Origin of the sequence: Enterocloster lavalensis (genome assembly GCF_046603895.1) — a bacterium.
GTDB classification, from domain to species: domain Bacteria; phylum Bacillota; class Clostridia; order Lachnospirales; family Lachnospiraceae; genus Enterocloster; species Enterocloster lavalensis.
Genome location: NZ_CP176637.1, coordinates 499,369 through 522,588, shown reverse-complemented (window position 1 = coordinate 522,588; position 23,220 = coordinate 499,369). Strand labels below are relative to the sequence as shown.

23 protein-coding genes and 1 tRNA gene are annotated in these 23,220 nt (G+C 57.4%); 23 read left to right on the top strand and 1 reads right to left on the bottom strand.

Translation table 11 applies throughout. The features are described from left to right. Window positions 1–65: 65 nt before the first annotated feature. From ACK2JC_RS02270 to rplT, 18 genes are all read left to right on the top strand, one after another. Window positions 66–773, top strand: coding sequence for a YoaK family protein (locus tag ACK2JC_RS02270; RefSeq protein ID WP_092370165.1), 708 nt, complete (start codon window positions 66–68; stop codon window positions 771–773). 274 nt (window positions 774–1,047) lie between these two features. Further along, entirely contained in the window at window positions 1,048–2,094 is a 1,047-nt protein-coding gene (locus tag ACK2JC_RS02265) for a molybdopterin-binding protein (protein WP_276950228.1), read from the top strand. 18 nt (window positions 2,095–2,112) lie between these two features. Continuing rightward, a complete protein-coding gene (gene moaC, locus ACK2JC_RS02260) occupies window positions 2,113–2,601 on the top strand; it encodes a cyclic pyranopterin monophosphate synthase MoaC (RefSeq protein WP_092370159.1) in 489 nt (162 codons plus the stop codon). A gap of 5 nt (window positions 2,602–2,606) precedes the next feature. Continuing rightward, window positions 2,607–3,614 (top strand): GTP 3',8-cyclase MoaA, encoded by a 1,008-nt coding sequence (gene moaA / locus ACK2JC_RS02255; RefSeq protein ID WP_320937370.1) that lies wholly within the window; start codon window positions 2,607–2,609, stop codon window positions 3,612–3,614. Between the two features lie 7 nt (window positions 3,615–3,621). Continuing rightward, entirely contained in the window at window positions 3,622–4,593 is a 972-nt protein-coding gene (locus ACK2JC_RS02250; protein WP_302326111.1) for an MOSC domain-containing protein, read from the top strand. A gap of 653 nt (window positions 4,594–5,246) precedes the next feature. Continuing rightward, window positions 5,247–6,185, top strand: a complete 939-nt coding sequence (gene modA, locus ACK2JC_RS02245; protein WP_368271371.1) for a molybdate ABC transporter substrate-binding protein — start codon at window positions 5,247–5,249, stop codon at window positions 6,183–6,185. Between the two features lie 30 nt (window positions 6,186–6,215). Beyond that, on the top strand, window positions 6,216–6,887 hold the full coding sequence (gene modB, locus ACK2JC_RS02240) for a molybdate ABC transporter permease subunit (RefSeq protein ID WP_118755220.1): 672 nt from the start codon (window positions 6,216–6,218) through the stop codon (window positions 6,885–6,887). Window positions 6,888–6,939: 52 nt separating this feature from the next. Next, window positions 6,940–8,082 carry a sulfate/molybdate ABC transporter ATP-binding protein gene (locus ACK2JC_RS02235; protein WP_276950234.1) on the top strand — a complete coding sequence of 381 codons (1,143 nt, stop codon included), beginning with the start codon at window positions 6,940–6,942 and terminating at the stop codon, window positions 8,080–8,082. Window positions 8,083–8,105: 23 nt separating this feature from the next. Continuing rightward, window positions 8,106–9,044, top strand: a complete 939-nt coding sequence (locus ACK2JC_RS02230) for an NTP transferase domain-containing protein (RefSeq protein ID WP_368271372.1) — start codon at window positions 8,106–8,108, stop codon at window positions 9,042–9,044. Next, window positions 9,041–10,093 carry an XdhC family protein gene (locus ACK2JC_RS02225; RefSeq protein ID WP_368271373.1) on the top strand — a complete coding sequence of 351 codons (1,053 nt, stop codon included), beginning with the start codon at window positions 9,041–9,043 and terminating at the stop codon, window positions 10,091–10,093. Before ACK2JC_RS02230 ends, ACK2JC_RS02225 begins: the two co-directional genes overlap by 4 nt. Before the next feature lie 487 nt (window positions 10,094–10,580). Continuing rightward, window positions 10,581–11,396, top strand: coding sequence for a selenium cofactor biosynthesis protein YqeC (gene yqeC / locus ACK2JC_RS02220; RefSeq protein WP_368271374.1), 816 nt, complete (start codon window positions 10,581–10,583; stop codon window positions 11,394–11,396). A gap of 50 nt (window positions 11,397–11,446) precedes the next feature. Then, window positions 11,447–12,052, top strand: a complete 606-nt coding sequence (locus ACK2JC_RS02215) for a nucleotidyltransferase family protein (protein WP_118755215.1) — start codon at window positions 11,447–11,449, stop codon at window positions 12,050–12,052. Window positions 12,053–12,060: 8 nt separating this feature from the next. Then, complete coding sequence (locus ACK2JC_RS02210) at window positions 12,061–13,455, top strand: MATE family efflux transporter (protein ID WP_118755327.1); 1,395 nt, start codon at window positions 12,061–12,063, stop codon at window positions 13,453–13,455. Window positions 13,456–13,515: 60 nt separating this feature from the next. Next, window positions 13,516–15,144: a hypothetical protein gene (locus tag ACK2JC_RS02205; protein ID WP_276850993.1), complete on the top strand. Its 1,629-nt coding sequence runs from the start codon at window positions 13,516–13,518 to the stop codon at window positions 15,142–15,144. Between the two features lie 120 nt (window positions 15,145–15,264). Beyond that, complete coding sequence (locus ACK2JC_RS02200; protein ID WP_024734255.1) at window positions 15,265–15,579, top strand: DUF1540 domain-containing protein; 315 nt, start codon at window positions 15,265–15,267, stop codon at window positions 15,577–15,579. A 369-nt stretch (window positions 15,580–15,948) separates the two neighbouring features. Continuing rightward, on the top strand, window positions 15,949–16,443 hold the full coding sequence (gene infC, locus ACK2JC_RS02195; RefSeq protein WP_368271375.1) for a translation initiation factor IF-3: 495 nt from the start codon (window positions 15,949–15,951) through the stop codon (window positions 16,441–16,443). 28 nt (window positions 16,444–16,471) lie between these two features. Then, entirely contained in the window at window positions 16,472–16,669 is a 198-nt protein-coding gene (rpmI, locus tag ACK2JC_RS02190; RefSeq protein ID WP_007713120.1) for a 50S ribosomal protein L35, read from the top strand. A 29-nt stretch (window positions 16,670–16,698) separates the two neighbouring features. After that, entirely contained in the window at window positions 16,699–17,055 is a 357-nt protein-coding gene (rplT, locus tag ACK2JC_RS02185; RefSeq protein ID WP_007713121.1) for a 50S ribosomal protein L20, read from the top strand. A 158-nt stretch (window positions 17,056–17,213) separates the two neighbouring features. Here rplT and ACK2JC_RS02180 read toward each other — a convergent pair whose 3' ends face one another. Next, window positions 17,214–17,408: a hypothetical protein gene (locus ACK2JC_RS02180; RefSeq protein ID WP_024734257.1), complete on the bottom strand. Its 195-nt coding sequence runs from the start codon at window positions 17,406–17,408 to the stop codon at window positions 17,214–17,216. A gap of 277 nt (window positions 17,409–17,685) precedes the next feature. Between ACK2JC_RS02180 and ACK2JC_RS02175 the strand changes: the two genes are divergently transcribed. The 5 genes from ACK2JC_RS02175 (at window position 17,686) to ACK2JC_RS02155 (ending at window position 23,213) form a co-directional block, all read left to right on the top strand. Further along, window positions 17,686–18,360 carry an ABC transporter ATP-binding protein gene (locus tag ACK2JC_RS02175; RefSeq protein WP_092370122.1) on the top strand — a complete coding sequence of 225 codons (675 nt, stop codon included), beginning with the start codon at window positions 17,686–17,688 and terminating at the stop codon, window positions 18,358–18,360. 48 nt (window positions 18,361–18,408) lie between these two features. Next, a complete protein-coding gene (locus ACK2JC_RS02170) occupies window positions 18,409–20,658 on the top strand; it encodes a zinc-ribbon domain-containing protein (RefSeq protein WP_411338423.1) in 2,250 nt (749 codons plus the stop codon). Between the two features lie 48 nt (window positions 20,659–20,706). Next, on the top strand, window positions 20,707–21,888 hold the full coding sequence (locus tag ACK2JC_RS02165) for an ABC transporter permease (RefSeq protein WP_368271377.1): 1,182 nt from the start codon (window positions 20,707–20,709) through the stop codon (window positions 21,886–21,888). Then, entirely contained in the window at window positions 21,885–22,988 is a 1,104-nt protein-coding gene (locus tag ACK2JC_RS02160) for a hypothetical protein (RefSeq protein WP_092370116.1), read from the top strand. Before ACK2JC_RS02165 ends, ACK2JC_RS02160 begins: the two co-directional genes overlap by 4 nt. 141 nt (window positions 22,989–23,129) lie before the next feature. Further along, window positions 23,130–23,213, top strand: a tRNA-Leu gene (locus ACK2JC_RS02155). Window positions 23,214–23,220 lie beyond the last annotated feature (7 nt).

The window sequence follows — 23,220 nt, the reverse complement described above, 5'->3', positions numbered from 1 at the left end:
CCCTTTTTCTTCAAAGTGTGATAAAATTCACAAGAAAAAAGCGAGAGAAGGGGAGCAAAGAGCGTATGAGTCAGAACAATCCGCGCAGAGCGGGGAAAATCCAGATGTCGGAAGCTATTCCAACGGGGATGTTTTTGACGCTTTCGGGCGGATTTCAGGACGCCTATACATATTTCAGCAGAGGGAACGTGTTTGCCAACGCCCAGACGGGCAACATCGTGCTGCTCGGAACCCACATGGCCAACCGGGAGTGGGGCCTGGCGATGCGGTATCTTGCGCCGGTGCTGGCCTTTGTGGCCGGAGTTTACGTGGCGGAGCATATCCGGCGGGTGTACAAAGACAGGACGGACTGTTTTCTGCACTGGCGGCAGATCGTGGTGGCCATCGAGATTGTGGTGCTGTTTGCGGTGGGCTTCATGCCCGAGACCATGAATATGGCGGCCAACATTCTGGTATCCTTCGTCTGTTCCATGCAGGTGAACGCCTTCCGCAAGATCAAGGGCAGCCCCTACGCCAGCACCATGTGCATCGGCAACCTGCGCAACGCCACGGCGTCCTTCTATGCTTACCGGCACAGCAAGGACAAAAAAATTCTGGACAAATGCCTGCGCTACTACATCGTAATCATCATTTTCGCCCTGGGAGCCACCCTGGGCAGCGTGCTCACCGAGCGTTTCGGCGTTAAGACCATCTGGTTCAGCTGCGCCATGCTGCTGGTCAGCTTCTTCATTATGTTCGTCCACGAGCAGATTGAGGAAGAGGGGGAAATGTAAGAGGCGCGGAATCAAAAATTTTAAGGCACTGTAAAAAATCGGCAGCCCGGTTACCGGGAGGCCGTTTTTTTAATCGGGGGCAATGGGTTTTGGCGTTGGGTGAAGGCGGTGGCTGCCCGGAATATTCTGCAGAAAGGCTGTAATTTTATGGAATTTCCGGGGAAACACCTATTTACAAAAATGTGGAAAAGTGCTATGCTATCCATAGCGTTATTCATATATATAAATAACGAAAAGGATTGTAAAAATACAGGTTGGAGGTTGGTTACATACTATGAAATTAATTCGGACCGTGGACGCGGAAGGGGCCGTGCTCTGCCATGACATTACACAGATTATAAAAGGCGTCACAAAGGATGCGGTGTTCCGCAAAGGCCATGTGGTGACGAAGGAGGACATCCCCGTGCTCCTGAGCGTGGGCAAGGACCAGCTCTACGTCTGGGAGAAGGAGGAGGGGATGCTCCACGAGAACGACGCGGCGGAGATTCTCTGCGAAATGTGTAAGGGCGGCAATATGGAGCGCACCCAGGCGAAAGAGGGCAAGATCGAGCTGAAGGCGGCCTGCGACGGCCTGCTGAAGGTGAACAACGAGGCGCTTAAGACCGTCAACGGCCTGGGTCAGATGATGATCGCCACCCGCCACGGCAATTTCCCGGTGAAACAGGGGGATAAGCTGGCGGGCACCCGGATCATTCCCCTGGTGATCGAGGAGGAGAAGATGGAGGCGGCACGGGAGGCCGCGGCAAAGGTCACCGGCGGAAAGCCGATCCTGGAGCTGAAGCCCTTTGTACATAAGAAGGTGGGCATCGTGACCACGGGAAATGAGGTGTTTTACGGACGGATTCAGGACACCTTCACGCCGGTGATCGAGGAGAAGCTTTCGGAGTTCGACGCAGAGGTCATCGACCATGTGACCTGGAACGACGACGACCAGAAGGTGACGGCCAGCATCTTGGAGATGATCGAAAAGGGCGCGGACGTGGTGGTCTGTACCGGGGGCATGAGTGTGGACCCGGACGACAAGACGCCCCTGGCCATCAAAAATACCGGGGCGAGGATCGTTTCCTACGGCGCGCCGGTGCTTCCCGGAGCGATGTTCCTTTTGGCCTACTATGAGGCCGGGGACCGCACGGTGGCTGTCATGGGCCTGCCGGGCTGCGTGATGTACGCCAAGCGGACCATTTTCGACCTGGTGCTGCCCAGGGTGATGGCGGACGATCCCGTTACGCCGGAGGACTTGGCGGCCCTGGGACAGGGCGGGCTGTGCCTCAACTGCCCGGTGTGCACGTATCCCAACTGCGGATTCGGAAAAGGAATGTAGGAAGGACGGAACGGAACAATGGAATTTACCCATTTTGACGAACAGGGAAACGCCCGCATGGTGGATGTGGGGGATAAGGCGGACACAAAGCGGGAGGCCGTGGCCAGGGGAACCATTTTCATGAGCCCCCAGTGCCTTGACATGGTGAGTCGGGGAACTATGGCCAAGGGCGACGTGCTGGGGGTGGCCAGGGTGGCCGGGATCATGGGCGCAAAGCGCACTTCGGATCTGATTCCCCTCTGCCATATCCTGAACCTGACCAAGCTGAATGTGGATTTTACAATAAAAGAAGAGATGAGTGGGATTGAGGCGGTCTGCACGGCCAGAACCACCGGCAAAACCGGCGTGGAGATGGAAGCGCTGACCGGCGCGACCGTGGCGCTGCTGACCATCTACGACATGTGCAAGGCCGTGGACAAGTCCATGGAGATCGGCAATGTGTACCTGGAGCGCAAATCCGGGGGCAAGAGCGGGGATTTTCACAATCCCAGACATAACGGGGAATAAAGTTTATGATTGACTCATTTGGAAGAAATATCGACTATATGCGGATTTCCATCACGGACCGGTGCAATCTGCGCTGCCGCTACTGCATGCCAGACGGCGTGGAATGGCTGCCCATGGCGGACATTTTGAGCTACGAGGAGATCGGGCGGGTCTGCCAGGCCGCGGCCTGTCTGGGAATCCGCCATCTGAAGATCACCGGCGGGGAGCCGCTGGTGCGAAAGGGCTGCCCGGAGCTGATCGGGTCTTTAAAAACCATCCCGGGCATCGAGGCGGTGACCATCACCACCAACGGCATTTTGCTGGAGCAGCATCTGGACCGCCTGAAGCTTGCCGGTGTGGACGGCATCAACGTGAGCCTGGACACCCTGGACCGGCGGCAGTTTGCGGATCTCACCGGCTTCGACCGCCTGGATCAGGTGCTTAGCGGGATCAGGCGCGCTGTGGATGCGGGTTTTAAGGTGAAGGTGAACGCGGTGTCCCTAAAGCTGGACAGGGACGGGGACGGCAGCTACGGCTGGGAGCGGCTGGCCGGTCTAGCCAAGGAGTACCCCCTGGACGTGCGCTTTATCGAGATGATGCCCATCGGCTACGGCAAACAGTTTGAGACGGTGGACCACCAGAAGCTGCTGGAGCAGATGCGGCAGGTATTTCCGGACATGGAAACGGACACTGCAAAGCACGGGTTCGGCCCCGCGGTCTATTACCGGGTGCCGGGCTTTCAGGGAAGCCTTGGACTGATCAGCGCCATCCACGGGAAATTCTGCGGGCAGTGCAACCGGGTGCGGCTGACCAGCACGGGTTATCTGAAAACCTGCCTCTGTTATGAGGACGGCGTGGACCTGCGGCCCGTTCTGCGGGGCGCGGACACGGGAGCGGAGGACGGCCCGGACGGCGGCGGCCAGGAACTATGCCGCGTGATGGAACAGACGATTTACGGGAAACCGGGGGCCCACTGCTTCGAGGAGCCGGAGCGGATTACGGAAGGGCACAATATGAGCAGTATTGGAGGATGACAAGAAAATGGAAACAAATGGAAATAACAGTGGCTTGAGTCTGAAAGGCACGGTGCGCGCGATCTGCATCAGCGACCGCAGAGGGATTGAGAAGCATTCCGTGGAGGAAGGTCATTTTATGCCGGATTTCGGCATCGAGGGCGACGCGCACGGGGGAAAATGGCACCGGCAGGTGAGCCTGTTATCCTATGATAAGGTAAAGGATTTTAACGAGCGGGGGGCCAATGTGATCGACGGGGCCTTCGGCGAGAACCTGGTGGTGGAGGGGCTGGATTTCCGCCGCCTTCCGGTGGGAACCCGCCTGTACGCGGGAACCGTGGAACTGGAGATGACCCAGATCGGCAAGGAGTGCCACAGCCACTGCGCCATCTACAAGCGCATGGGAGAGTGCATCATGCCCACCCAGGGCGTGTTTGCGGAGGTGAAAAAGGAGGGCGTGATCCGTCCCGGCGACGTGATGGAGGCCGTGCTTCCCGACGGGGACCGGCCCTTTACGGCTGCGGTGATCACCCTCAGCGACAAGGGGGCGAAGGGCGAGCGCAAGGATGAGAGCGGCCCGGCGGCAAAGGCCATGCTGGAGGAAGCGGGCTACGAGGTGGTGGAGTGCCTGATTCTGCCCGACGAGCCGGAACAGTTGAAAAAGCAGCTGATCCGCCTGGCGGACGGACGGCAGGTGGATTTGATTCTCACCAGCGGGGGAACCGGATTTTCGATGCGGGACCAGACGCCCGAGGCGACCCTGGCGGTGGCGGACCGCAACGCGCCGGGCATCGCGGAGGCCATCCGCTATGAGTCCATGAAGATTACCAACCGTGCCATGCTCAGCCGCGGCGTGTCCGTGATCCGCAAAAAGACCCTGATCGTCAATCTGCCCGGCAGCCCCAAGGCCGTGCGGGAGAGCCTGGGATTTGTGCTGGACAGCCTGGAGCACGGGCTGAAGATTCTGCGCGGCAGCGCCTCAGAGTGCGCCAGGCAGTAGGGAAAGTAAAACGGCGGCGGGGCGGTATGTGAAAAGCTCCGCCCGGTTGTGTGGAATGGCGGGGCGGAGTGGTACGTGAAAAGCTCCGCCCGGCTGTATGGAATGGCGGGACGGATGGGGAATGAAACTTGTGGGCGAATCTATGCGGGAATAACCAGGTGGTTGGAATTGATGTATGGAAGCGCTCATAAGAACAACCAGGTGGTTAGAACTGGTGTATGAAAGCGCTCATAAGAGCAACCAGGTGGTTGGAACTGATGTATGAAAGCGCTCATAAGAACAACCAGGTGGGTGAAACTGGTGTATGGAAGCGCTCATAAGAACAATCAGATGGGTGAAACTGATATATAGAAACGCTCATAAAAATGACAGAGTGGGGATATATAACGCAAAATACGCATATAAGAACACAAAGGTGGGGGAGATATAAACAAATAACCTCGATTCAAACCATTAAAGTGGGTGAAATCCACCAACAAAAGCCAACACAGAGCCATCTGCATGAGAATCCCCATTTTATCCCCCTCTCCATCCCGCCCCTATACCTCCCCCTATCATCGAGATTTTGTGCGCCTCCGTTATTCTCGCACAAGCATAACGACAGCGCAGCAAAAATCATAAAACCAAACACAGAAAAAGGAGAGTAAGTATTTATGAAAAAACAGATCACCATGTTCCTCGCAGTTGCAATGGCGGCCGGTATGATGGCGGGCTGCTCGGGCGGAAAAGCCCAGACCAACGCGTCCGGCACTGCCGCAGTGTCCGACACCGCCGCGGCGGAAACCACTCAGGCGGACACCACCACGGACGCGACGGAACCGGCTTCGTCCGATGCCGCGGCCCAGGGACAGACCGGGGAAAACACCGGGGAGCCGGATCGGGCGGAACTGGAACCGGCGGAGATTCTGGTTGCAGCGGCGGCCAGTCTGAAGAACGCCTATGAGGATGAGCTGATCCCCATGTTCCAGGAACAGAACCCGGGCGTGACCGTGGTGGGGACCTACGACAGCTCCGGCAAGCTCCAGACCCAGATTGAAGAGGGGCTGGAGGCGGCTGTGTTCATGTCCGCAGCCCCCAAGCAGATGAACGCTCTGGATGAAGAGGGTTTGATTGAAAGCGGCACCATCACCGATCTGCTGGAAAATAAAATCGTTCTGATTGTTCCCGCCGGAAGCGAAAGCGGGCTGGCCGGGTTTGAGGACATTGAGAAGGCGGAGTCCATCGCACTGGGCGATCCGGCCAGCGTTCCCGTGGGCCAGTATTCGGAGGAGGCATTGACGAATCTGGGAATCTGGGATAAAATTCAGGATAAGGTCAGCTTTGGCACCAATGTGACGGAAGTGCTCAATCAGGTGGCGGCGTCCAGCGCGGACGCAGGCATCGTGTACGCAACGGACGCCTACAGCATGGCGGATCAGGTGAAGATCGTGGCCGAGGCCCCGGAGGGCAGCCTGAAAAATAAGGTACTCTACCCCGTGGCGGTGGTAAAGAACACGGAGCATGAAACCCAGGCCAGGGCGTTTGTGGAATTCTTAAAGACAGACGAGGCCATGGCGGTATTTGAGAAGTACGGCTTCTCCAGGGCCAACTGAGCAGATTAACAGGGAAAAGGGGAGAAACACATGGACTGGTCACCGATTCTGATCTCGATGCGGACGGCTTCACTGTCGATTCTGGTCACATTCTTTTTGGGAATCTTTGCAGCCTGGAGAGTGATCCGGCTGAAAAATGAAAAGCTGAAACTGATATGGGATGGCATCCTGACCCTTCCACTCGTTCTCCCGCCCACCGTGGCGGGGTTCTTCCTGCTGTATATATTTGGCGTGAAGCGGCCGGTGGGGAAATTCTTTCTGGACTATTTCAGCGTAAAAATCGCATTTTCCTGGATCGCCACCGTGCTGGCGGCGGTGGTGATGTCGTTTCCGCTCATGTACCGGTCCGCCAGGGGCGCGTTCGAGCAGGTGGATGAGAATCTTCCGGCCGCGGCCCGGACCCTGGGAATGAGCGAGTGGTGCATTTTCCGCAAGGTGCTGTTCGCCAACGCGCTGCCGGGGATTGTCAGCGGCGGCGTGCTGGCCTTTGCCAGGGGCCTGGGCGAGTTCGGCGCCACCGCCATGATCGCGGGAAATATCGCGGGCAAGACCCGCACCCTGCCCATGGCCGTTTACTCCGAGGTGGCGGCGGGAAATATGGACGCGGCCTACCGGTATGTGGCGGTGATCGTGGTGATCGCCTTCTTGTCCGTGATTCTGATGAACTGGGCCGGGCTGAGGGCGGACCGGAAAAAGCGCTGAGCCTTGTCCGGCGCGGAATCCGGAAACAATGCATGGAAGGGATTGGAAATCAATGGCTGTCAAATCCGAACACAGTCCCCGCTTAGGGGTGGATATAACAAAAAAGCTGAAGGGCTTTGAGCTGGAGATCGCCTTCGAGGCCGGGGTGGGCTGTCTGGGGATCCTGGGCCCTTCCGGCTGTGGAAAGAGCATGACCTTAAAGTCCATAGCCGGAATTGAGACGCCGGGGGCCGGGCGCATCGCTCTCCAGTACGCCTCCGGGGAGGCCGCCTGCGGACGGGTGCTCTACGATTCACAGCTCAAGGTGAATCTGAGGCCCCAGGAGCGCAGGGTAGGGTACTTATTCCAGAGCTACGCCCTGTTTCCCAACATGACGGTGGAGGAGAACATTATGACCGGCCTCTCGGGGAAATACTTTCGGGGAGGGAACACGACTTTGGCCGGACGCCGGGAGGTCGCAGAGAGCATGATGAAGCGTTTCCGCCTGGAGGGGCTTGGAAAACGCTACCCCTGCCAGCTCTCCGGCGGCCAGCAGCAGCGGGTGGCGTTGGCCAGGATTCTGGCCTACGAGCCGGAGGTGCTGCTGTTAGACGAGCCGTTCTCTGCCATGGACACCTACCTGCGGGAGGGGCTGCGGCTGGAGTTAAAGCGGGTGATGGCCGGGTACGGCGGCGTGGCGGTCATGGTGACCCACGACCGGGACGAGGCCTACCAGCTCTGCGACAACCTGCTGCTCATGGACCGGGGCCGGGTGCTGGCCAAAGGGCGCACCCGGGAGCTGTTTCAGAACCCGGTGACCTGCCAGGCGGCCAGGCTTACGGGCTGCAAAAACATTTCCCGGATTCAGAGGGTGGGAGAGCGGAAGGTCCTGGCCCTGGACTGGGGCGGTCTGGAGCTGGAGACAGAGCTGCCCGTGGGGGATGAGATCACGGCGGTGGGCATCCGGGCCCACGATTTTGAGCCCTTAAGCGAGAGCAGGGCCGGGGAACTGAAAGGGACTCCGGGGGCCAATCTGATCCGGGTGCAGAATCCGGATATATCGGAGATGCCCTTTGAGTGGTATATCACCCTAGACAACGGCCTGTGGTGGAAAAAGGAGAAAACCATCCACACCCATGAGACTGCCGGGGTGGTGCCGGACTGGCTCAGGGTGGCGCCTCAGGCGCTGCTTCTGCTGTCGGGCCAGCTGTTGTAAGAAGAGAATGCAGGAGGGAAAATATGAGGACAGGCGCAGTGATCGTGGCGGCGGGACACAAGAGCCCCACGCTGTTCAGGCCGATGATGCCGGTGGGGGACACCACGGTGATCCGCAGGATCATTATCATTTTACAGCAGGCCGGGGTGGACCCGGTGGTGGTGATCACCGGAAAACAGGGGGATGAGCTGGAAAAGCACATTTCCAAGCTTCAGGTGATCTGCCTGCGCAACGACCGGTATGAGCGCACTCAGATGTTCGACAGCATCTGCATGGGGCTTCAATACCTGGAAGGGCTCTGCGACCGCGCCCTGGTGCTTCCGGCCAAGTACCCGCTGCTTTTGACCAGGACGGTGAACGAACTGCTTAAGAGCACGGCGGCCGCGGCCTGTCCGGTCTGCGGCGGGCACAGGGGGCATCCGGTGCTGATCCGCGGGGAGCTGATCGGGAAGATCACCGGCTACGACGGCCCCATGGGACTGCGGGGCGCTCTGCGCCAGCCGGAGATCGACGCCCTGATGGATGAGATTCCGGTGGAGGACGAGGGGATATTCTGGCCCGCGGAGGGCGACGGCCGCCTGACTGAGCCGCCCAAGGGGCGGGAGCGGATTCCCATGCACCCCAAGGTGCAGCTGGCGCTGGCCCGGGAGGAACTGTTTTTCGACCAGTCCATGGCCAGGTTTCTGCAGATCACCGACCACACCGGGTCCATGCAGACCGCTTGCCGCCAGATGCACATGTCCTACACCAAGGGCTGGAAGATGCTAAAGGCCGCGGAGAAGCAGCTGGGCTACCCGCTGCTGATCACCCAGTCGGGCGGCGCGGAGGGAGGTTCCTCCAGGCTTTCACCCCAGGCCAGGGAGCTTTTAGACCGGTATTTTCAGATGGAGAAGGAATTGAACGAGACGGCCAAACGGCTGTTTGAGAACTGTTTTTTGCAAGGAAATGAGGAGCAGCGATGAGACGATTATTTCAGGAGTTATTGGAGGCATTGGAGCGGGGGGAAGGAGCTGTGCTGGCGACCATTATCGCCAGTTCCGGTTCCACGCCCAGAGGGGCCGGTTCCCGCATGCTGGTGAAGGAGGACGGCACCTTTTTGGGCACCGTTGGCGGCGGAGCCGTGGAATACCAGGCCCAGTGCGCGGCCAGGGAGGCGTTAAAGAACCGGCAGTCCTGCGTGAAGGGTTTTACCCTGACCCGCAACCAGGTGGCGGACATCGGCATGGTCTGCGGCGGGAATGTGGTGGTATACATCCAGTACATCAATCCCGGGGATCAGGATATGCAGAAATTCTGCGCCGAAGTGGCGCAGGCCCTGGACCGGGACGAGGACAGCTGGCTGATCCTGGACATCACCCGGGAAACGGCCTGGTCCATGGGGCTTTACTGCGCGGGCAGGGGGCTTTCGGGCGCCCTGGCTCTGTCGGGAAAACCGGGGGAGCTGGAGGCAGAGCTGCTGCCGCATTTCACCGCTAAGGCCGTGCAGGTGGAGGCCATGGGCCGGAAGTATTACTGTGAACCCCTGGTACAGGCGGGCACGGTTTACATTTTCGGGGGCGGTCACGTGGCCCAGGAGCTGGTGCCGGTGCTGGCCCACGTGGGTTTTCGCTGCGTGGTCTACGACGACCGGGCGGAATTTGCCAATCCCCAGGTCTTTCCCATGGCTGCAGAGACCATTGTGGGAGATTTGGAGCACATCGGGGACCGGGTGGACATAGGACCCCAGGATTACGTGTGCGTCATGACCAGGGGACACCAGTTTGACTACTATGTGCAGAAGCAGGCCATGGAGCTTGGGCCATGCTATATCGGGATCATGGGAAGCCGCAGCAAGATCCGCGTGGTCACGGAAAAACTGCTGGAGGACGGCTTTACCCGGGAGGAAATCGAGAACTGCCACATGCCCATCGGAACCGCCATCGGCGCGGAGACGCCTGCGGAGATCGCCGTCAGCATCGCCGGGGAGTTGATCCACATCCGGGCTCTGCGGGAGGGACGCCGGAAATGCTGATGAAATACAAAAAGTTTTAGGCAGTCTAAAATATTTTGTATAACCTGTGAGAAAAAGCCCCTGATACCGGAAAAAGATTGGAGATTCTGCAGATTGCCATTCCCGCCGCAATTCCATATAATAAGGGCATAAGGTTTCAAACAATGCGTGAGGCGGAAAGAAGGATAAAGTATGAACGTTTTGGGACTGGTTCTGGTATTTGGTATTTTAGGTTATGATCTCGTTTCAGTGTTGAAAGGGAAAAAGGTCAACTGATCGGAAAGACGGACAGAAGGACTTTTTGAGGCAGGGCTTGCGCGTTTTGCAGGCCCTGCCGTTTTGGATGCCGGGGGCGCTGTGGATCCTATTCAGCTCATGAAATTATACGACAAGATCTTTCCCTATCCGACATTTTGTGTTAAGATAGTAGAAATATGGATTATTTGCTGTGCCTGTGAAGGCAACGGACATTTTACGAACAATAACGTGACTGGAAAAGGGAATCTCTATGAAGGTTTATTACTATAATGAAGATAAATGGACGGAGTCTGGCGATCTGTGGCAGGCTTTGTCCCTGGACGCGCGTATGGAGCGGCTGCGCGCAGTCAGGGAGAACGCCCCCTATGTGATTTCGTTTACCGGCGCGGGGGGAAAGACGTCTCTGATCCGCCGCCTGGCCTGCGAGGGACGGGAGCGGGGGCTTAAGGTTTTGGTGGTCACAACCACCCACATGTTCCGGCCGAAACAGTACGGCGTGCTCACCCGGTCCAAAGGGGATGTGCGCAGGATGCTGCAGAAGGAGTCCATCGCCGTGGTGGGCAAGGAAGCCGGGGAGTTGAAGATTACATTTGTGGGCACCTGGTTTTACGAGCAGATCTGCCCGCTGGCGGATCTGGTTCTGGTGGAAGCGGACGGCTCCCGGCGGCTGCCCTTAAAGGTCCCCGGGGTCAACGAGCCGGTGGTTCCGAAGAACTCCCACATGGTGCTCTCCGTGCTGGGCCTGTCCGCCCTGGACCAGCCCGCAGAGAAGCTTTGTTTCCGCGCGGAGCAGGCGGAGGAGATCATGAAGGCTCACGGAAGGCCGGACTACAAGGACGGGGGACAGTGGATCGTCCGCCCCGGGGATGTGGCCTGCCTGATGCAGCACGCCTACCTGTACCCGCTTCGGGTCAAGTACCCGTCCATTCCGGTGATCCCGGTGTTTAACCAGGCGGACGAGCCGGCCCAGGTCCAGACGGTGAGAGGGCTGTTGGACGCCATGGGCGAGGAGCGGGGCATCGCGTGCGGACAGCTGCGGTTCGACCCCTGCGTGGAACTTTTCTGACGGCCCTCGGGCGTGGAATCGGAGCGGGTTAAAGGAGCGGCGGGAACGATATGAAAACAGCGTGGATTTATATGGCTTCCGGTTTCGGAAGCCGTTTTGGTGAAAATAAGCTGATGGCGGAGCTGGGGGGGAAACCCCTGTACCGCCACGGCATGGACTGCCTGCTTCAGGCAGGGCGGATGTTGGAGAACGAGGACGGCTGGCAGGTCGACCTGATCGTAGTCAGCCAATACAGGGAAATTCTGGAAACGGCCGCGGGTCTGGGAGCTGAGGCTGTGTACAACGGCGGCGCTGAGGAGGGCATCGCTTCCTCCCTGCGGCTGGGAACCCTGGCGGCCCCGGAGGACACGGACTTTTTCGTTTATTGCGTGGCGGATCAGCCTGGGCTTGAGGCCGCCTCCCTGACCGGCTTTCTGAGAAGCTTTGTGCGCTGCGGCAAGGGAATGGGCTGCGTCTGCGCCCAGGGCCGCCGGGGGAATCCGGCGGCGTTTCAGAGCCGGTACCGGGCAGAGCTTGCGGCGCTCACGGGCGACCGGGGCGGCAGCCGCCTGATGAAGTCTTATCCGGAGGACGTGTGGCAGTACGAGGTGGGAGAGAAGGAGCTGCGGGACGTGGATCTGCCGGGAGATCTGCGGATGTGGCGGGACGGCAGGTGAGCGGAGAGATGAGACGAGACGAGAGACCGAAAAATGATTTTTCCAAGGGCAGTATCGTGGGAAATATCCTGCGCCTGGCTCTGCCCATGACCCTGGCCCAGCTGATCAACGTGCTCTACAACATTGTGGACCGCATTTTCATCGGCATGATTCCGGAGAACGCCACCCTGTCTCTGACCGGGCTGGGACTTTGCCTGCCCATTATCTCCATTGTGATCGCATTTGCCAATCTGTTCGGAATGGGCGGGGCGCCGCTGTTTTCCATCGAGCGGGGGCGGGGAAATGATGCGGAGGCAGAGGCGATTATGGGCAATTCCTTTGTGCTGCTTCTGATCACCGGGGTGATCCTGACCGTGGCCGGACTGGCCTTCAAGCGGCCCATGCTGTTTCTGTTCGGGGCCAGCCCGGATACCATCTCCTATGCGGAGAGTTACATAACCATCTATCTTCTGGGCAATCTATTTGTGATGGTCGGTCTGGGTATGAACAGCTTCATCAACGCCCAGGGCTTCGGAACCACGGGTATGATGACCGTGCTGTTGGGCGCGATTACCAACATTGTGCTGGACCCTATTTTCATTTTCGTGTTCCACATGGGCGTTCAGGGCGCGGCCCTTGCCACCATTTTGTCCCAGCTGCTCTCAGCGCTGTGGATTGTCCGCTTTTTGACCGGAAAACGGACCATTTTGCGGCTGAGGCGGGCGGCGTTTAAGCTGGAACGGGAGCGGGTGCTGCGGATCGCGGGCCTGGGCATGAGCGGCTTCACCATGTCCATCACCAACAGCTCGGTGCAGATCATGTACAACGCCATGCTGCAGAAGGCGGGCGGCGATCTGTACGTGGGAATCATGACCGTGATCAACTCCGTCCGGGAGGTGATCTCCATGCCGGTCAGCGGCCTGACCAACAGCGCCCAGCCGGTGATGGGCTACAACTACGGGGCAGGGGAGTACAAGCGGACACGGCAGGCCATTGTGTTTATCTCCGTGGTCTGTATCACCTACACCGTGCTCATCTGGCTGTGCGTGCACAGCTTTCCGGAGTTCTTCATCCGTATTTTCGACCACAGCGGGGACCTGGTGGAGAAGGGAATCCCGGCAATGCGGATCTATTTCTTCGGATTCTTCATGATGTCCTTGCAGTTTGCCGGCCAGTCCGTGTTTGTGGGGCTTGGAAGGTCAAGGAAGGCGGTGTTCTTCTCCATATTCCGCAAGGTGGTGATCGTGATTCCGCTGATCCTTATCCTGCCCACCGTGTTCCACCTGGGGACGGACGGGATTCTGATGGCGGAGCCGGTCTCCAACTTCATCGGAGGCGCTGCCTGCTTCGGCACCATGATGCTCACCGTCTGGCCGGAATTAAAGCGGGGCGGCCGGGAGCGCGGGGCTGGACAAAACGCTTAAAACCCAGGGGCGGCGGCCGGGAGCTGGGGAAAATATTCAGAAGATACAGAGGGAAAGCATATGAAAAGGTTCAAGGTACGGGTGATCGCCGCAGCGCTGGCTCTGTCGGCATTTGCCTTTACGACCGGCTTTGCCAGGGCGTCGGAGTACGCGGCGGGCACGGCGGGATATCTGAAATCCGCCACTTATTATTCCGACGACTGGGTGATCAATTTCTGGAATAGTGAGAGCAAAAACATGGACGCGGAGCTGGCTCAGATCGCGGAGGACGGTTTCAACAGCATTATTCTGGTGATTCCCTGGCGGGAGTTCCAGCCGGGGACGAATCCCATCGCATACAACACCTATCCGTGGGACAAACTGGACCGTGTGATGGAGGCGGCAGCGGCGCAGAATTTGAGCGTTATGCTGCGGGTGGGCTACACCTGGGATTACTACGGCAGGGACAATGTTCTGAACCGTTTTCAGGCTCTGCTGTACGACGAGGATATGAGGTTGGCCTGGCTGGACTATGTGAAGCGCCTGTACGAGCGGACCTCGGCCCACGAGAACTTCTGTGGAGGTTTTATCACCTGGGAGGACTTCTGGAATTTCACGGAAAGTGCGGCGAATCTTGGAAAGGGCGCTTACAGCCGGGAGATGGCCGCGAAGGTGGGCTACACCGATTATCTGCGGGAGCGATACAGCCTGGAGGAGCTGGGGAAGCTGTACCGGACCAGATTTTCCTCCTACGACGCCCTGTATCTGCCGGAAGGGAATTCGCCGGCCCGGGCGGTATTTTACGAATTTTACAATCATTTCCTTAACCAGCTCCTCGCCGAGAGCCAGGAAGTGTTTCCCGACCTGTCCATGGAGGTGCGCCTGGACGGCGATCCGGTGACTCAGGCGGATGGCAGCGTGAGGGGGTATATGCACTCGGATACCTTTGCCTGTGAAAACGCCTCCTACAGCTCCACCATGTACAGTATTCCCATGGGGCAGGCCAACCAATACGAGCGGATCACCGCGGCGCAGGCGGTGGACATGGCTCCGTGGATGCTGGGAAATATTCACAATTACAACAACGGCAAGGGGCTTTATATCGACCAGTTCCTGTTTACGGACAACACGGTGGGATTCGAGCACAACGCCCAGCTGCTGGACGAGGAGAAACCGGTCTATCTGGAGGCAATCGTGCCGGTTTTGAAAAATATGTCCATGGGTTATGGTATCTGGACTTACCGGGATTACGGCGACAACAAGCTGTACAACGCCCAGTTCGCCCTGGGAGACAAGGAGTGGACCTTCACCGGAAGCGGCAGGGTGGAGGAGCGGGGCGGCAGCATGGCCGCGGTGCTCCCGTCCGGCGCGTCCGTGTCCCAGAAGATCGGCAGCCGCAGCAGCGGAAACGCCGGCTCCAAGGGGTATGTGCGTTTTAAAGTTTCCTCCGAGGGAAACAGCGACGTGACAGTCCGCCTTGGAAATATGTCCAAGTCCGTGAATGTGACGGGAGAGCGCACCGTGGACCTGGAGTTTACGGCGCCGTCCTTTTCCGCTCTGACCATTGAAAACAGGGGAGCGGAGGTATGGGTTGACGATATTTCAGTGTACACCTTTGTGACCCGGGGCGAGGTGTATGAGATGGATGGGGAGCCGGGACCCTGCCTGGAGGCGGTCCGGCAGATGAACCAGGCCCTGGGAACTCCGTAACCGCGCCGGTAAAAAAATGATCGAAAAACAGCGGCCGGACCGGAGAATAAAACCGCCGCCCACGCGCATACTAACGTTGTCACGCAGATTAGAGAACATCAATCTAAGGAGGTAACGACGATGACAAAGTTAGAATGTAGTGTGAAAAACTGCATGCACAACTCCGACAACTACTGCTGCAAGAGCGCGATTCTGGTGGACGGCAATGAGGCCGTTAAGCCCAACGAGACTTGCTGCGCCAGCTTTGACGAGAACAAGGGCGGAGCGTTTACCAACCTGTTCAAGACACCGGAGACCCGCCTGGAAGTGGAGTGCGACGCCGTCAAGTGCGTTTATAACGAGGACCGCCGCTGCGCAGCCGAGCGCATCGACATCGCAGGCGACGGCGCCTGTGAGTGCGGACAGACCCGCTGCGCCACCTTTAAGGCCCGCTAAGTACGGCGTTATGGATGGCAATGAGCCGCCTTAAGTTGCAGGCGGCTCATCGCCTGCCGTGCAAAACATAGTAAAACAAGAAAAATATGCCTTGACAAATGAGTCCGGGTATAGTAAAGTAATATAAGTTGTGAGAACGACTACAGGAAAGCAGGTATCCACCTCACCTCGGCACGAGTCAGTGACCCGGGTTCATAGAAGCGGCGAAGCGCTGATGGAGTTTGATCGGAAAGGCGCTGCGGTTTGCTGTGTGAAAGTGGAAGTGGATAGATTGCCTGTCCGCTTTATTTTTTTGCCCCCCGCAGAAGGGGCGTGCTGATTCCGGAAAATGAGATTGAATTATGGAGGTGTACGACTATTAGCGAACATGTGATTAACGAACAGATCAGAGACAAGGAAGTACGAGTGGTTGGAGAGAACGGCGAACAGCTGGGTATCATGGCTGCCAGGGACGCTTTAAAGCTGGCGCAGGATGCAGAGCTGGATCTGGTAAAGATCGCGCCCACCGCAAAACCCCCCGTATGCAAGATTATCGACTATGGTAGATTCCGTTACGAGAATGCCCGTAAGGAGAAAGAAGCCAGAAAGAAACAGAAGGTAATCGAGATCAAGGAAGTTCGTTTGTCCCCCAATATTGATACCAACGATCTGAACACCAAAGTTGGGGCTGCCAGGAAGTTCCTGGAAAAGGGAGATAAGGTGAAGGTGACCTTGCGCTTCAGAGGCCGTGAGATGGCCCATATGTACAAGTCCAAGTACATCCTGGATGATTTTGCTGAGAGCCTGGCCGACATCGCGGTAGTCGACAAGCCCTCGAAGGTGGAAGGAAGAAGCATGGTTATGTTTTTAACTGCAAAACGTTAAAATACAAAGATTTAAGGAGGAATTTACAATGCCAAAGTTAAAAACCAGCAGAGCAGCAGCAAAGCGCTTTAAAAAGACGGGAACCGGTAAGTTAGTTCGCAATAAAGCTTACAAATCTCATATCTTGACTAAGAAATCCACCAAGCGGAAAAGAAATCTTAGAAAAGACATCGTTACCGACGCAACCAATGCACAGGTAATGAAGAAGATTTTACCATATCTGTAAGTTGAAATTGTAGAAGGAGGAAATTACCGATGGCAAGAATTAAAGGCGGTTTAAATGCGAAGAAGAAACACAATAGAGTCCTGAAGATGGCGAAAGGCTACAGAGGGGCCCGTTCCAAACAGTATAGAATTGCTAAGCAGTCCGTAATGCGCGCTCTGACCAGCTCCTATGCCGGCAGAAAAGAGAGAAAGAGACAGTTCAGACAGCTGTGGATCGCCCGTATCAACGCGGCTGCCCGCATCAACGGCCTGTCCTACAGCAAGCTGATGTACGGCTTAAAGCTGGCAAATGTTGATCTGAACCGCAAGGTTCTGTCCGATATGGCGATCAACGACGCGGAAGGCTTTGCGAAGCTGGCCGAGCTGGCGAAGAGCAAAATCGCTTAATTGACCTTAAAACAGGATGGCAGGGAAACGCGCAAGCGGATCCGGCCATCCTTTTTTGATGCCAGAGGGGAGAAAAAATTGGAATAATCAGGGGGGAATGGCTGCATAAATATGAAAAACCTGCTGAGTGGGGCTGGCCCCGGCAGGTTTTGGACGATTTAGCTGAGCGGAGTTTTGGGCAGACAGTAGTCGGGGTCGACCGGTGTGATGACGATTTTGTTATCATACACCTCGGCCTTGCACAGTTGATTGGGAATAAAATTCCCCATGGTGAGCGGCGCTGTGTTTTCAGAAAAGCATTCGATTGATTCGCGCCTGATCCTGAAAAATTTGACAATGTATGGTTCTTCCATTGGTTTCCTCCCTGTTTGTAATGTAATCTGGTGCCAGTGCGAATAGTTTCAAGTATATCATAGGAAAGTTGTAAGGAAAATTACAAATTTATTACAAAATATTGAATATTTCAGTATTTATAACCAAAACGGGGATCACACAAAATATTAAGAAAAAATACTAATAAATGTTAGAAAACCCGGGCCTTAACATTTTGCAAAGATTGGGATTATATGGTACACTACTACATATATGTCCGGCCGTTGTGCGGGCGGATAGGACCGGAGGTTACGGAAGATGCTGGAGGCGCAAGGAATCTGCAAGTCATACCGCAGAAAAATGATATTGAACGGGGTCAGCCTGCGGGTGGAGCCCGGCACCTGCGTGGGAATTGTGGGGGCCAACGGCTGCGGCAAGACCACGCTGCTGTCGATTTTGGCGGGCGCGCAGAAGGCGGACGGCGGAACAATCCGGTTTAACGGGCGCGAGGCGGCCGGGAAGCCCGGGGTATTTTCGGACATGGTAGCCTACGTTCCCCAGGAGAATCCGCTGATCCCGGAGCTGACCGTGAAGGACAACCTGTCCCTGTGGTACCGGGGCAGCGCCGCCCATATGAGGCAGGACTTAGAGAGCGGCCCGGCGGCGGTTCTGGGAATCCGGGATATGCTCAGGAGAACGGTGGGAAAGCTGTCCGGCGGCATGAAAAAGCGCCTGAGCATCGCCTGCGCGCTGTCCAATCACGCGCCCTTTCTTGTGATGGACGAGCCGGGAGCGGCGCTGGATCTGGAGTGCAAGGAGGATATCCGCAGCTATTTGAAGCAATATATGGCGGACGGAGGAGCCGTGGTGCTCACCTCCCACGAGTTGGAGGAACTGTCCCTGTGCAGCCGTATGTACGCGCTGCGGGACGGAACATTACATGAGATCGCAAGCGGCCTGACAGCGGATGAGCTGATTGGGCAGTTTCGATAAATAGCCAGGCCGGATCAATTTGAATGACGGCCAGAGGAGGATTTGGGAATGAAGTGTACGAAATGTAACGCAGAAATCCGCGAAGGCGCTAAGTTCTGCACGTCCTGCGGAGAGCCGGTGGCGGCGAACCAGGAAAATGCGCAGGCGGGAACGCCGGTGACGGAGACGGAAACGGCAGGTGACGCCCAGAAGGCGGGAGAGCCGGTAGCGGAGGAGAAAGCGGCGGAGGCTGTCCAGGAGGTAGAAACGCCGGTAGCGGAGGAGAAAACGGCGGAGAATGGCCAGGAGGCGGAGACTCCGGCAGCGGAGGAGAACGCGGTAGAGATCGCTACGGCGGCGGAGACTCCGGTGGAAGTGTCGGAGAGCGGCGCGGTAGACGAGGAAGAAGAAGGCCGGGCGGAAATGCCGGGAGCCGCGGAAGCGGAGCCCAAGGCAGGCGCGGAGCAGATGGCCCCGGAGACGGGTGAAGCGATAGCGGATATGGAACAGTTGGCGCAGGAGACAGGCGAGGCGGCGGCCGGTGCAGGCTACGCTGCGCCTGAGACGGGCGGGCCGGTTCCTGATATGGAACAGACTGGTTCTGCTGCAGGCGGACCGGCGGCCGGTATGGGCCAGCCTGTACCCGAGATGAACGGGCCGGTTCCGGGAGCGCAGCAGCCCGGACAGGGAGTGCCCCACTATGCCCCCGGCGTCCCGCAGCACGGCGCGACGCCCGGAACGGTCAAGGAAGGCAAGAAGTTCGGCAAGGCCATCATTGGCGTGATCGCCGCTGTGGTCGTTGTGGTGATCGCTGCCTTTGCTGCACTGCGTCTGATGGAGAAGGACCCCAAGGACGTTGTGATCGCCGCTTTTGAGAATGTCCATCCCAAGGACCAGGTGTACCCCACAGAGGAATTGTTTGGCACCAGCGAGATGATGAAGAGCCTGCAGACTACCAGCTCGGAGGGCGGTATGACCCTCAAGCTGTCCGACAGCTCGGAGCCGTTTATCACTCAGTTTGCGGGCAGCGGCCTGAAGATGAGCGCCCAGAACAATCTGGAGACAAAAGAGACTGCTGTCAATTTAGGGCTGCTGTTGAACGACATGGAGTATTTGAATCTGGATGCGTACTACGGCGGCGAGAAGGTAATCATAGCCGTGCCGGAGATCTCATCCAAAGCATTTATCCTGGACTTAAGCAAAGACCTGGCCCAGCAGTTCAAGGATTCCCCTGTGTTCGGAGAACTCATCAAGCAGCAGGGAATCGACGCGGACGGCCTGGCTCTGTACATCGAGGAGTTAAAAGCTCAGACTGAAAACAAGGAAGATCAGCCCTTTAACCTGGATGAGCTGTTAAACCGTTACAAGGAGGGCTGCAAGGCTCAGGATAATTTTAAGGCTGCCCTGACCGTGACCAAGGGCGAAAAGCAGAAATTCACGATGGATGGGAAAGAAGTGAGCTGCAAAGGCTACAACACGGTGATCAGCAAGGACTCCATGGTTGACTTTTTGGAGGATTCCTCTGAATTTTTCCTGCAGGATGAGACTTTGCGCGAGGACTTTTTAAACCAGCTGGAGACCACGGTCCGCTTAAGCGAGCTGATGGGCCAGAGCATGGGCGAGTCCCTGAGCGCCAAAGAGCTTCGGGATCAGACCTTTGCGGAGGCGGAGAAGTCCGCCAAAGAAATGATCAAATATCTGGACCGCACCCTGGATGATGTGGATATGGTTGTATATGTGGACAAGAAAGGCCGCCTTGCGGCTCTGGACGGCACCACAATGCTGCACATTGAGGACACGGATGTGGATGTGAAATTCCATCTGGAGTTAAAGGGCGGTTCGTACCTGACCCAGAACATGAGCGGAACCATTGAGATGGAAGGCGATGGGGATGTGGTCACCTTGGAAGTTCAGCGTTCCGGCAAATATGACAAGAAGAATCTGACGGATGAGCTGTCGCTCAGCATGGACACCGGGGACGATACCTTTGGTTTCTCATACGCGGCTGCTTACACGGTGGACGACGGCGCATATGATGTGAGCGCCAAGCTCAGCTCCAACGGAAGCAGAATCCTGGGGCTTTCCGCCGAGGGCGCTGTGGATGAGCTGGAAAAAGGAAAATCCTTCCATATGGATATCGACAAGCTGAAGCTGACCATCGAGGATTCCGAGTACATTACCTTTAAGGGCGAATATTATCTGCGCCCGCTGGAGGATGAGATCAAGGTTCCCAAGGGCGACCCCATGGATATTCTGGGCGCGGACCTGACGGAATGGATTGAGGTAATCCAGGAATTTCAGGCGTTCAGCCCATTTTAAAGTTTGAAATTGATATGGAAATGATATTGTAAAGGAACAGGGGAAGCGATGGCTGCAAAACTTGTGTATTTAAAGCTGGAGTTGAAACGGGCGTTAAAAAGGCTTCCCCATATGGCTGCAGGGGCAATCGTGCTGATGGCAATGCTGGGCACGATTGCCTTTGCTGCAAGTAAGCTGCTGTATGGGGAAACGACGCTGGAGAGAGTTACCATCGGTGTGGTGCTCCCCGAAGAAGACCGGATTGCCAGACAGCTGGTGCGCATGCTGGGTACCTACGACAGCGTGAGAAGCGTCTGTGAATTTTCGTTTATGGACAGCAGCGAAGCCGAAAAACAGCTCCGGGACGGTGAAATCTTCGGAATCATGAATGTGCCGGAGGGATTGGTGCAGGGCATCATAAACGGGACCAACATCCCGGTGACCATCACGCTGCCCCAGGGAAACGCCCTGGAGAACCGGGTGTTTAAAGAGCTGACCAGCGCGGGAGCCAGGACGCTGGGAAGCGCCCAGGCGGGGATTTACGCGGGCGATCAGCTGCTGCTCAATTACGATCTGGCCGGAGGGATCAGCCAGCTGGAGGCGGATTTAAACCGCATTTATATGGCCTACAGCCTGCCGCGGGCTGACCTCTTTGAGCACGTTAAGGTCAGCGCCACAGGAGACGTGGACACGCTGGAGTTTTACGGGATCAGCGCCTTTGTACTCTACCTGCTGCTGGCTGCCATACCGGTTTCCGGGTATCTGGCGCCGGAGAGCCGGGTGATGTCTCAGAAGCTGTCCCTGGCCGGGATCGGCCCCTGGATGGCTACCGCGGCCCGGCTGGCGGGTCTGGGGGCGCTTTTGGTGGCCGACGCGCTGCCGGCGGCGTTGGGAGCGCTGAAATTCGGCGTGCTGGAATTTTCCTGGCTGATGCTGCCGGCGTTGGCTGCGGTCTGCCTGGCCGCTGCGGCGCTGGTTCTGTTTTGTTATGAGGCGGCCGGGACGCTGATGGGTGGGTTGATGCTGTTGTTTCTGGGGGCGGTCCTTCTGCTCTTTTTGTCAGGAGGGTTTCTGCCGCTGGTATTTCTGCCCGCCCAGGTGCGTTCCCTGGCCCCGTTTCTTCCCACCACAACGCTGATGAACGGCGCGAAAATGATCGTGACCGGGGCGTATGGCCTGGCGGGCTGGCTGCAGCTTGCGGTTATGACGGCGGCATTTTACAGTCTGACAGTGGGGGTGAGGCGAAGATGATCAATATACTGACTTGGTTTTTTCTCTCATGTAAGCGGTATCTGCGCAGGCTGGCATTTCTGCTGATCCTGTTTCTGTTCCCCGTCGGAGCCATGGCGTTTCAGCGGGTGGAGGCCAGGGAGCAGAATCAGGTCCGCATCGCCGTGTGCTCCGAGGACCGGGAAGAGGGATCCCTGGGACAAGTTCTGGCCCAAAAACTGTTAGAGTACAGTGAAACGTCCGGCAGGGACGGCATGTTTGAGTTTTACCTCTGCGATACCGCCCAGGCGGTGGAGGAGGAGGTGACCACCAGGCGGGCGGAGTGCGGTTATGTGATTTATGAAGGGCTGCGGGAGCGGCTGGACGACCGGGATATCAAGCGGTGCATCGGCGTTTACTCGGCTCCCTCCACCGTGGTGGACCGGATGTCCACGGAAACGGTTTTTTCGCTCCTCATCGAGATGTACGACCAGATCCTGTTGGAGCGGTATGTGGCCGGGGGAGCTGCGTTTGACGGTTTGGACGGCCAGGAGGGAGCCCGTGAGCGGGCGGCCGTGGAGGCGGGGGAGCTCTACCAGATGTTTCTGGATAACCAGAGCACCTTCCGCTTTGAGTACGAGACCGCGGCTGTGAGCGCTCAGGGGGCCGGTGAAGCCCGGGAAAGCGCCTATGAGTCCGTTTTCCCGGCCAGAGGTCTGGCGGCGGTGTATGTGTTCACCACAGGGCTTTACGGGGCGGTGACGCTGTGTCAGGACGAGAAGCGGGGACTTTTTCTGCCTCTGCCCGGCCGTCTGAGGGGCGCCTGCCGTTTCGCCAGCCTGGCGGCTCCGGTAGCGCTGTCCGCGCTGTCCGGCCTGGCGGCCCTGTGGCTGTCCGGGGGGATGGGCGCGCCGGGGCGCGAGCTGGCGCTGCTGGGGCTCTATGTTCTGGCCGTTGCTGCATTTTCCTGTGCGTTAAAGGGTCTGTTCCGCTCCGGGCCGGTGATCTGCTGCCTGATCCCGTTCTTTATCATCGGCAGTCTGATATTCTGCCCGGTGTTCCTGGACACCGGCCGGCTGGTGCCGGAGGTGGAGAAGGCAGGCCGCCTGTTTTTGCCCTATTATTACCTGAGAATGTTTTGAGATTGAGGGATGATGAGAGGGAGAAGCAGAGGGCTGATCGGGTGTTGGAAGATAATGTAAAAAGTTTTGGCAAAAAAAAGTAAATATTTTTCAAAATGTTGTTGCAAAAAGCGTGAATTTATGATATATTATTATTCGCGCGCGGGAGTGCTGGAACTGGCAGACAGGCTAGACTAAGGATCTAGTGGTTGTATGATCGTGTGGGTTCAAGTCCCATCTCCCGCAGTAAAGT

Excerpts from the sequence above, each read along its gene's own strand:
- ACK2JC_RS02200 (WP_024734255.1), top strand. The coding sequence starts at position 15,265 with ATGACAAAGTTAGAATGTAGTGTGAAAAACTGCATGCACAACTCCGAC.
- ACK2JC_RS02270 (WP_092370165.1), top strand. The coding sequence starts at position 66 with ATGAGTCAGAACAATCCGCGCAGAGCGGGGAAAATCCAGATGTCGGAA.
- ACK2JC_RS02210 (WP_118755327.1), top strand. The coding sequence starts at position 12,061 with ATGAGACGAGACGAGAGACCGAAAAATGATTTTTCCAAGGGCAGTATC.
- yqeC (WP_368271374.1), top strand. The coding sequence starts at position 10,581 with ATGAAGGTTTATTACTATAATGAAGATAAATGGACGGAGTCTGGCGAT.
- ACK2JC_RS02235 (WP_276950234.1), top strand. The coding sequence starts at position 6,940 with ATGGCTGTCAAATCCGAACACAGTCCCCGCTTAGGGGTGGATATAACA.
- ACK2JC_RS02170 (WP_411338423.1), top strand. The coding sequence starts at position 18,409 with ATGAAGTGTACGAAATGTAACGCAGAAATCCGCGAAGGCGCTAAGTTC.
- ACK2JC_RS02175 (WP_092370122.1), top strand. The coding sequence starts at position 17,686 with ATGCTGGAGGCGCAAGGAATCTGCAAGTCATACCGCAGAAAAATGATA.
- ACK2JC_RS02265 (WP_276950228.1), top strand. The coding sequence starts at position 1,048 with ATGAAATTAATTCGGACCGTGGACGCGGAAGGGGCCGTGCTCTGCCAT.
- ACK2JC_RS02215 (WP_118755215.1), top strand. The coding sequence starts at position 11,447 with ATGAAAACAGCGTGGATTTATATGGCTTCCGGTTTCGGAAGCCGTTTT.
- modB (WP_118755220.1), top strand. The coding sequence starts at position 6,216 with ATGGACTGGTCACCGATTCTGATCTCGATGCGGACGGCTTCACTGTCG.
- ACK2JC_RS02250 (WP_302326111.1), top strand. The coding sequence starts at position 3,622 with ATGGAAACAAATGGAAATAACAGTGGCTTGAGTCTGAAAGGCACGGTG.
- modA (WP_368271371.1), top strand. The coding sequence starts at position 5,247 with ATGAAAAAACAGATCACCATGTTCCTCGCAGTTGCAATGGCGGCCGGT.
- ACK2JC_RS02225 (WP_368271373.1), top strand. The coding sequence starts at position 9,041 with ATGAGACGATTATTTCAGGAGTTATTGGAGGCATTGGAGCGGGGGGAA.
- moaA (WP_320937370.1), top strand. The coding sequence starts at position 2,607 with ATGATTGACTCATTTGGAAGAAATATCGACTATATGCGGATTTCCATC.
- ACK2JC_RS02230 (WP_368271372.1), top strand. The coding sequence starts at position 8,106 with ATGAGGACAGGCGCAGTGATCGTGGCGGCGGGACACAAGAGCCCCACG.
- ACK2JC_RS02160 (WP_092370116.1), top strand. The coding sequence starts at position 21,885 with ATGATCAATATACTGACTTGGTTTTTTCTCTCATGTAAGCGGTATCTG.
- rplT (WP_007713121.1), top strand. The coding sequence starts at position 16,699 with ATGGCAAGAATTAAAGGCGGTTTAAATGCGAAGAAGAAACACAATAGA.
- ACK2JC_RS02165 (WP_368271377.1), top strand. The coding sequence starts at position 20,707 with ATGGCTGCAAAACTTGTGTATTTAAAGCTGGAGTTGAAACGGGCGTTA.
- ACK2JC_RS02180 (WP_024734257.1), bottom strand. The coding sequence starts at position 17,408 with ATGGAAGAACCATACATTGTCAAATTTTTCAGGATCAGGCGCGAATCA.
- moaC (WP_092370159.1), top strand. The coding sequence starts at position 2,113 with ATGGAATTTACCCATTTTGACGAACAGGGAAACGCCCGCATGGTGGAT.
- rpmI (WP_007713120.1), top strand. The coding sequence starts at position 16,472 with ATGCCAAAGTTAAAAACCAGCAGAGCAGCAGCAAAGCGCTTTAAAAAG.
- ACK2JC_RS02205 (WP_276850993.1), top strand. The coding sequence starts at position 13,516 with ATGAAAAGGTTCAAGGTACGGGTGATCGCCGCAGCGCTGGCTCTGTCG.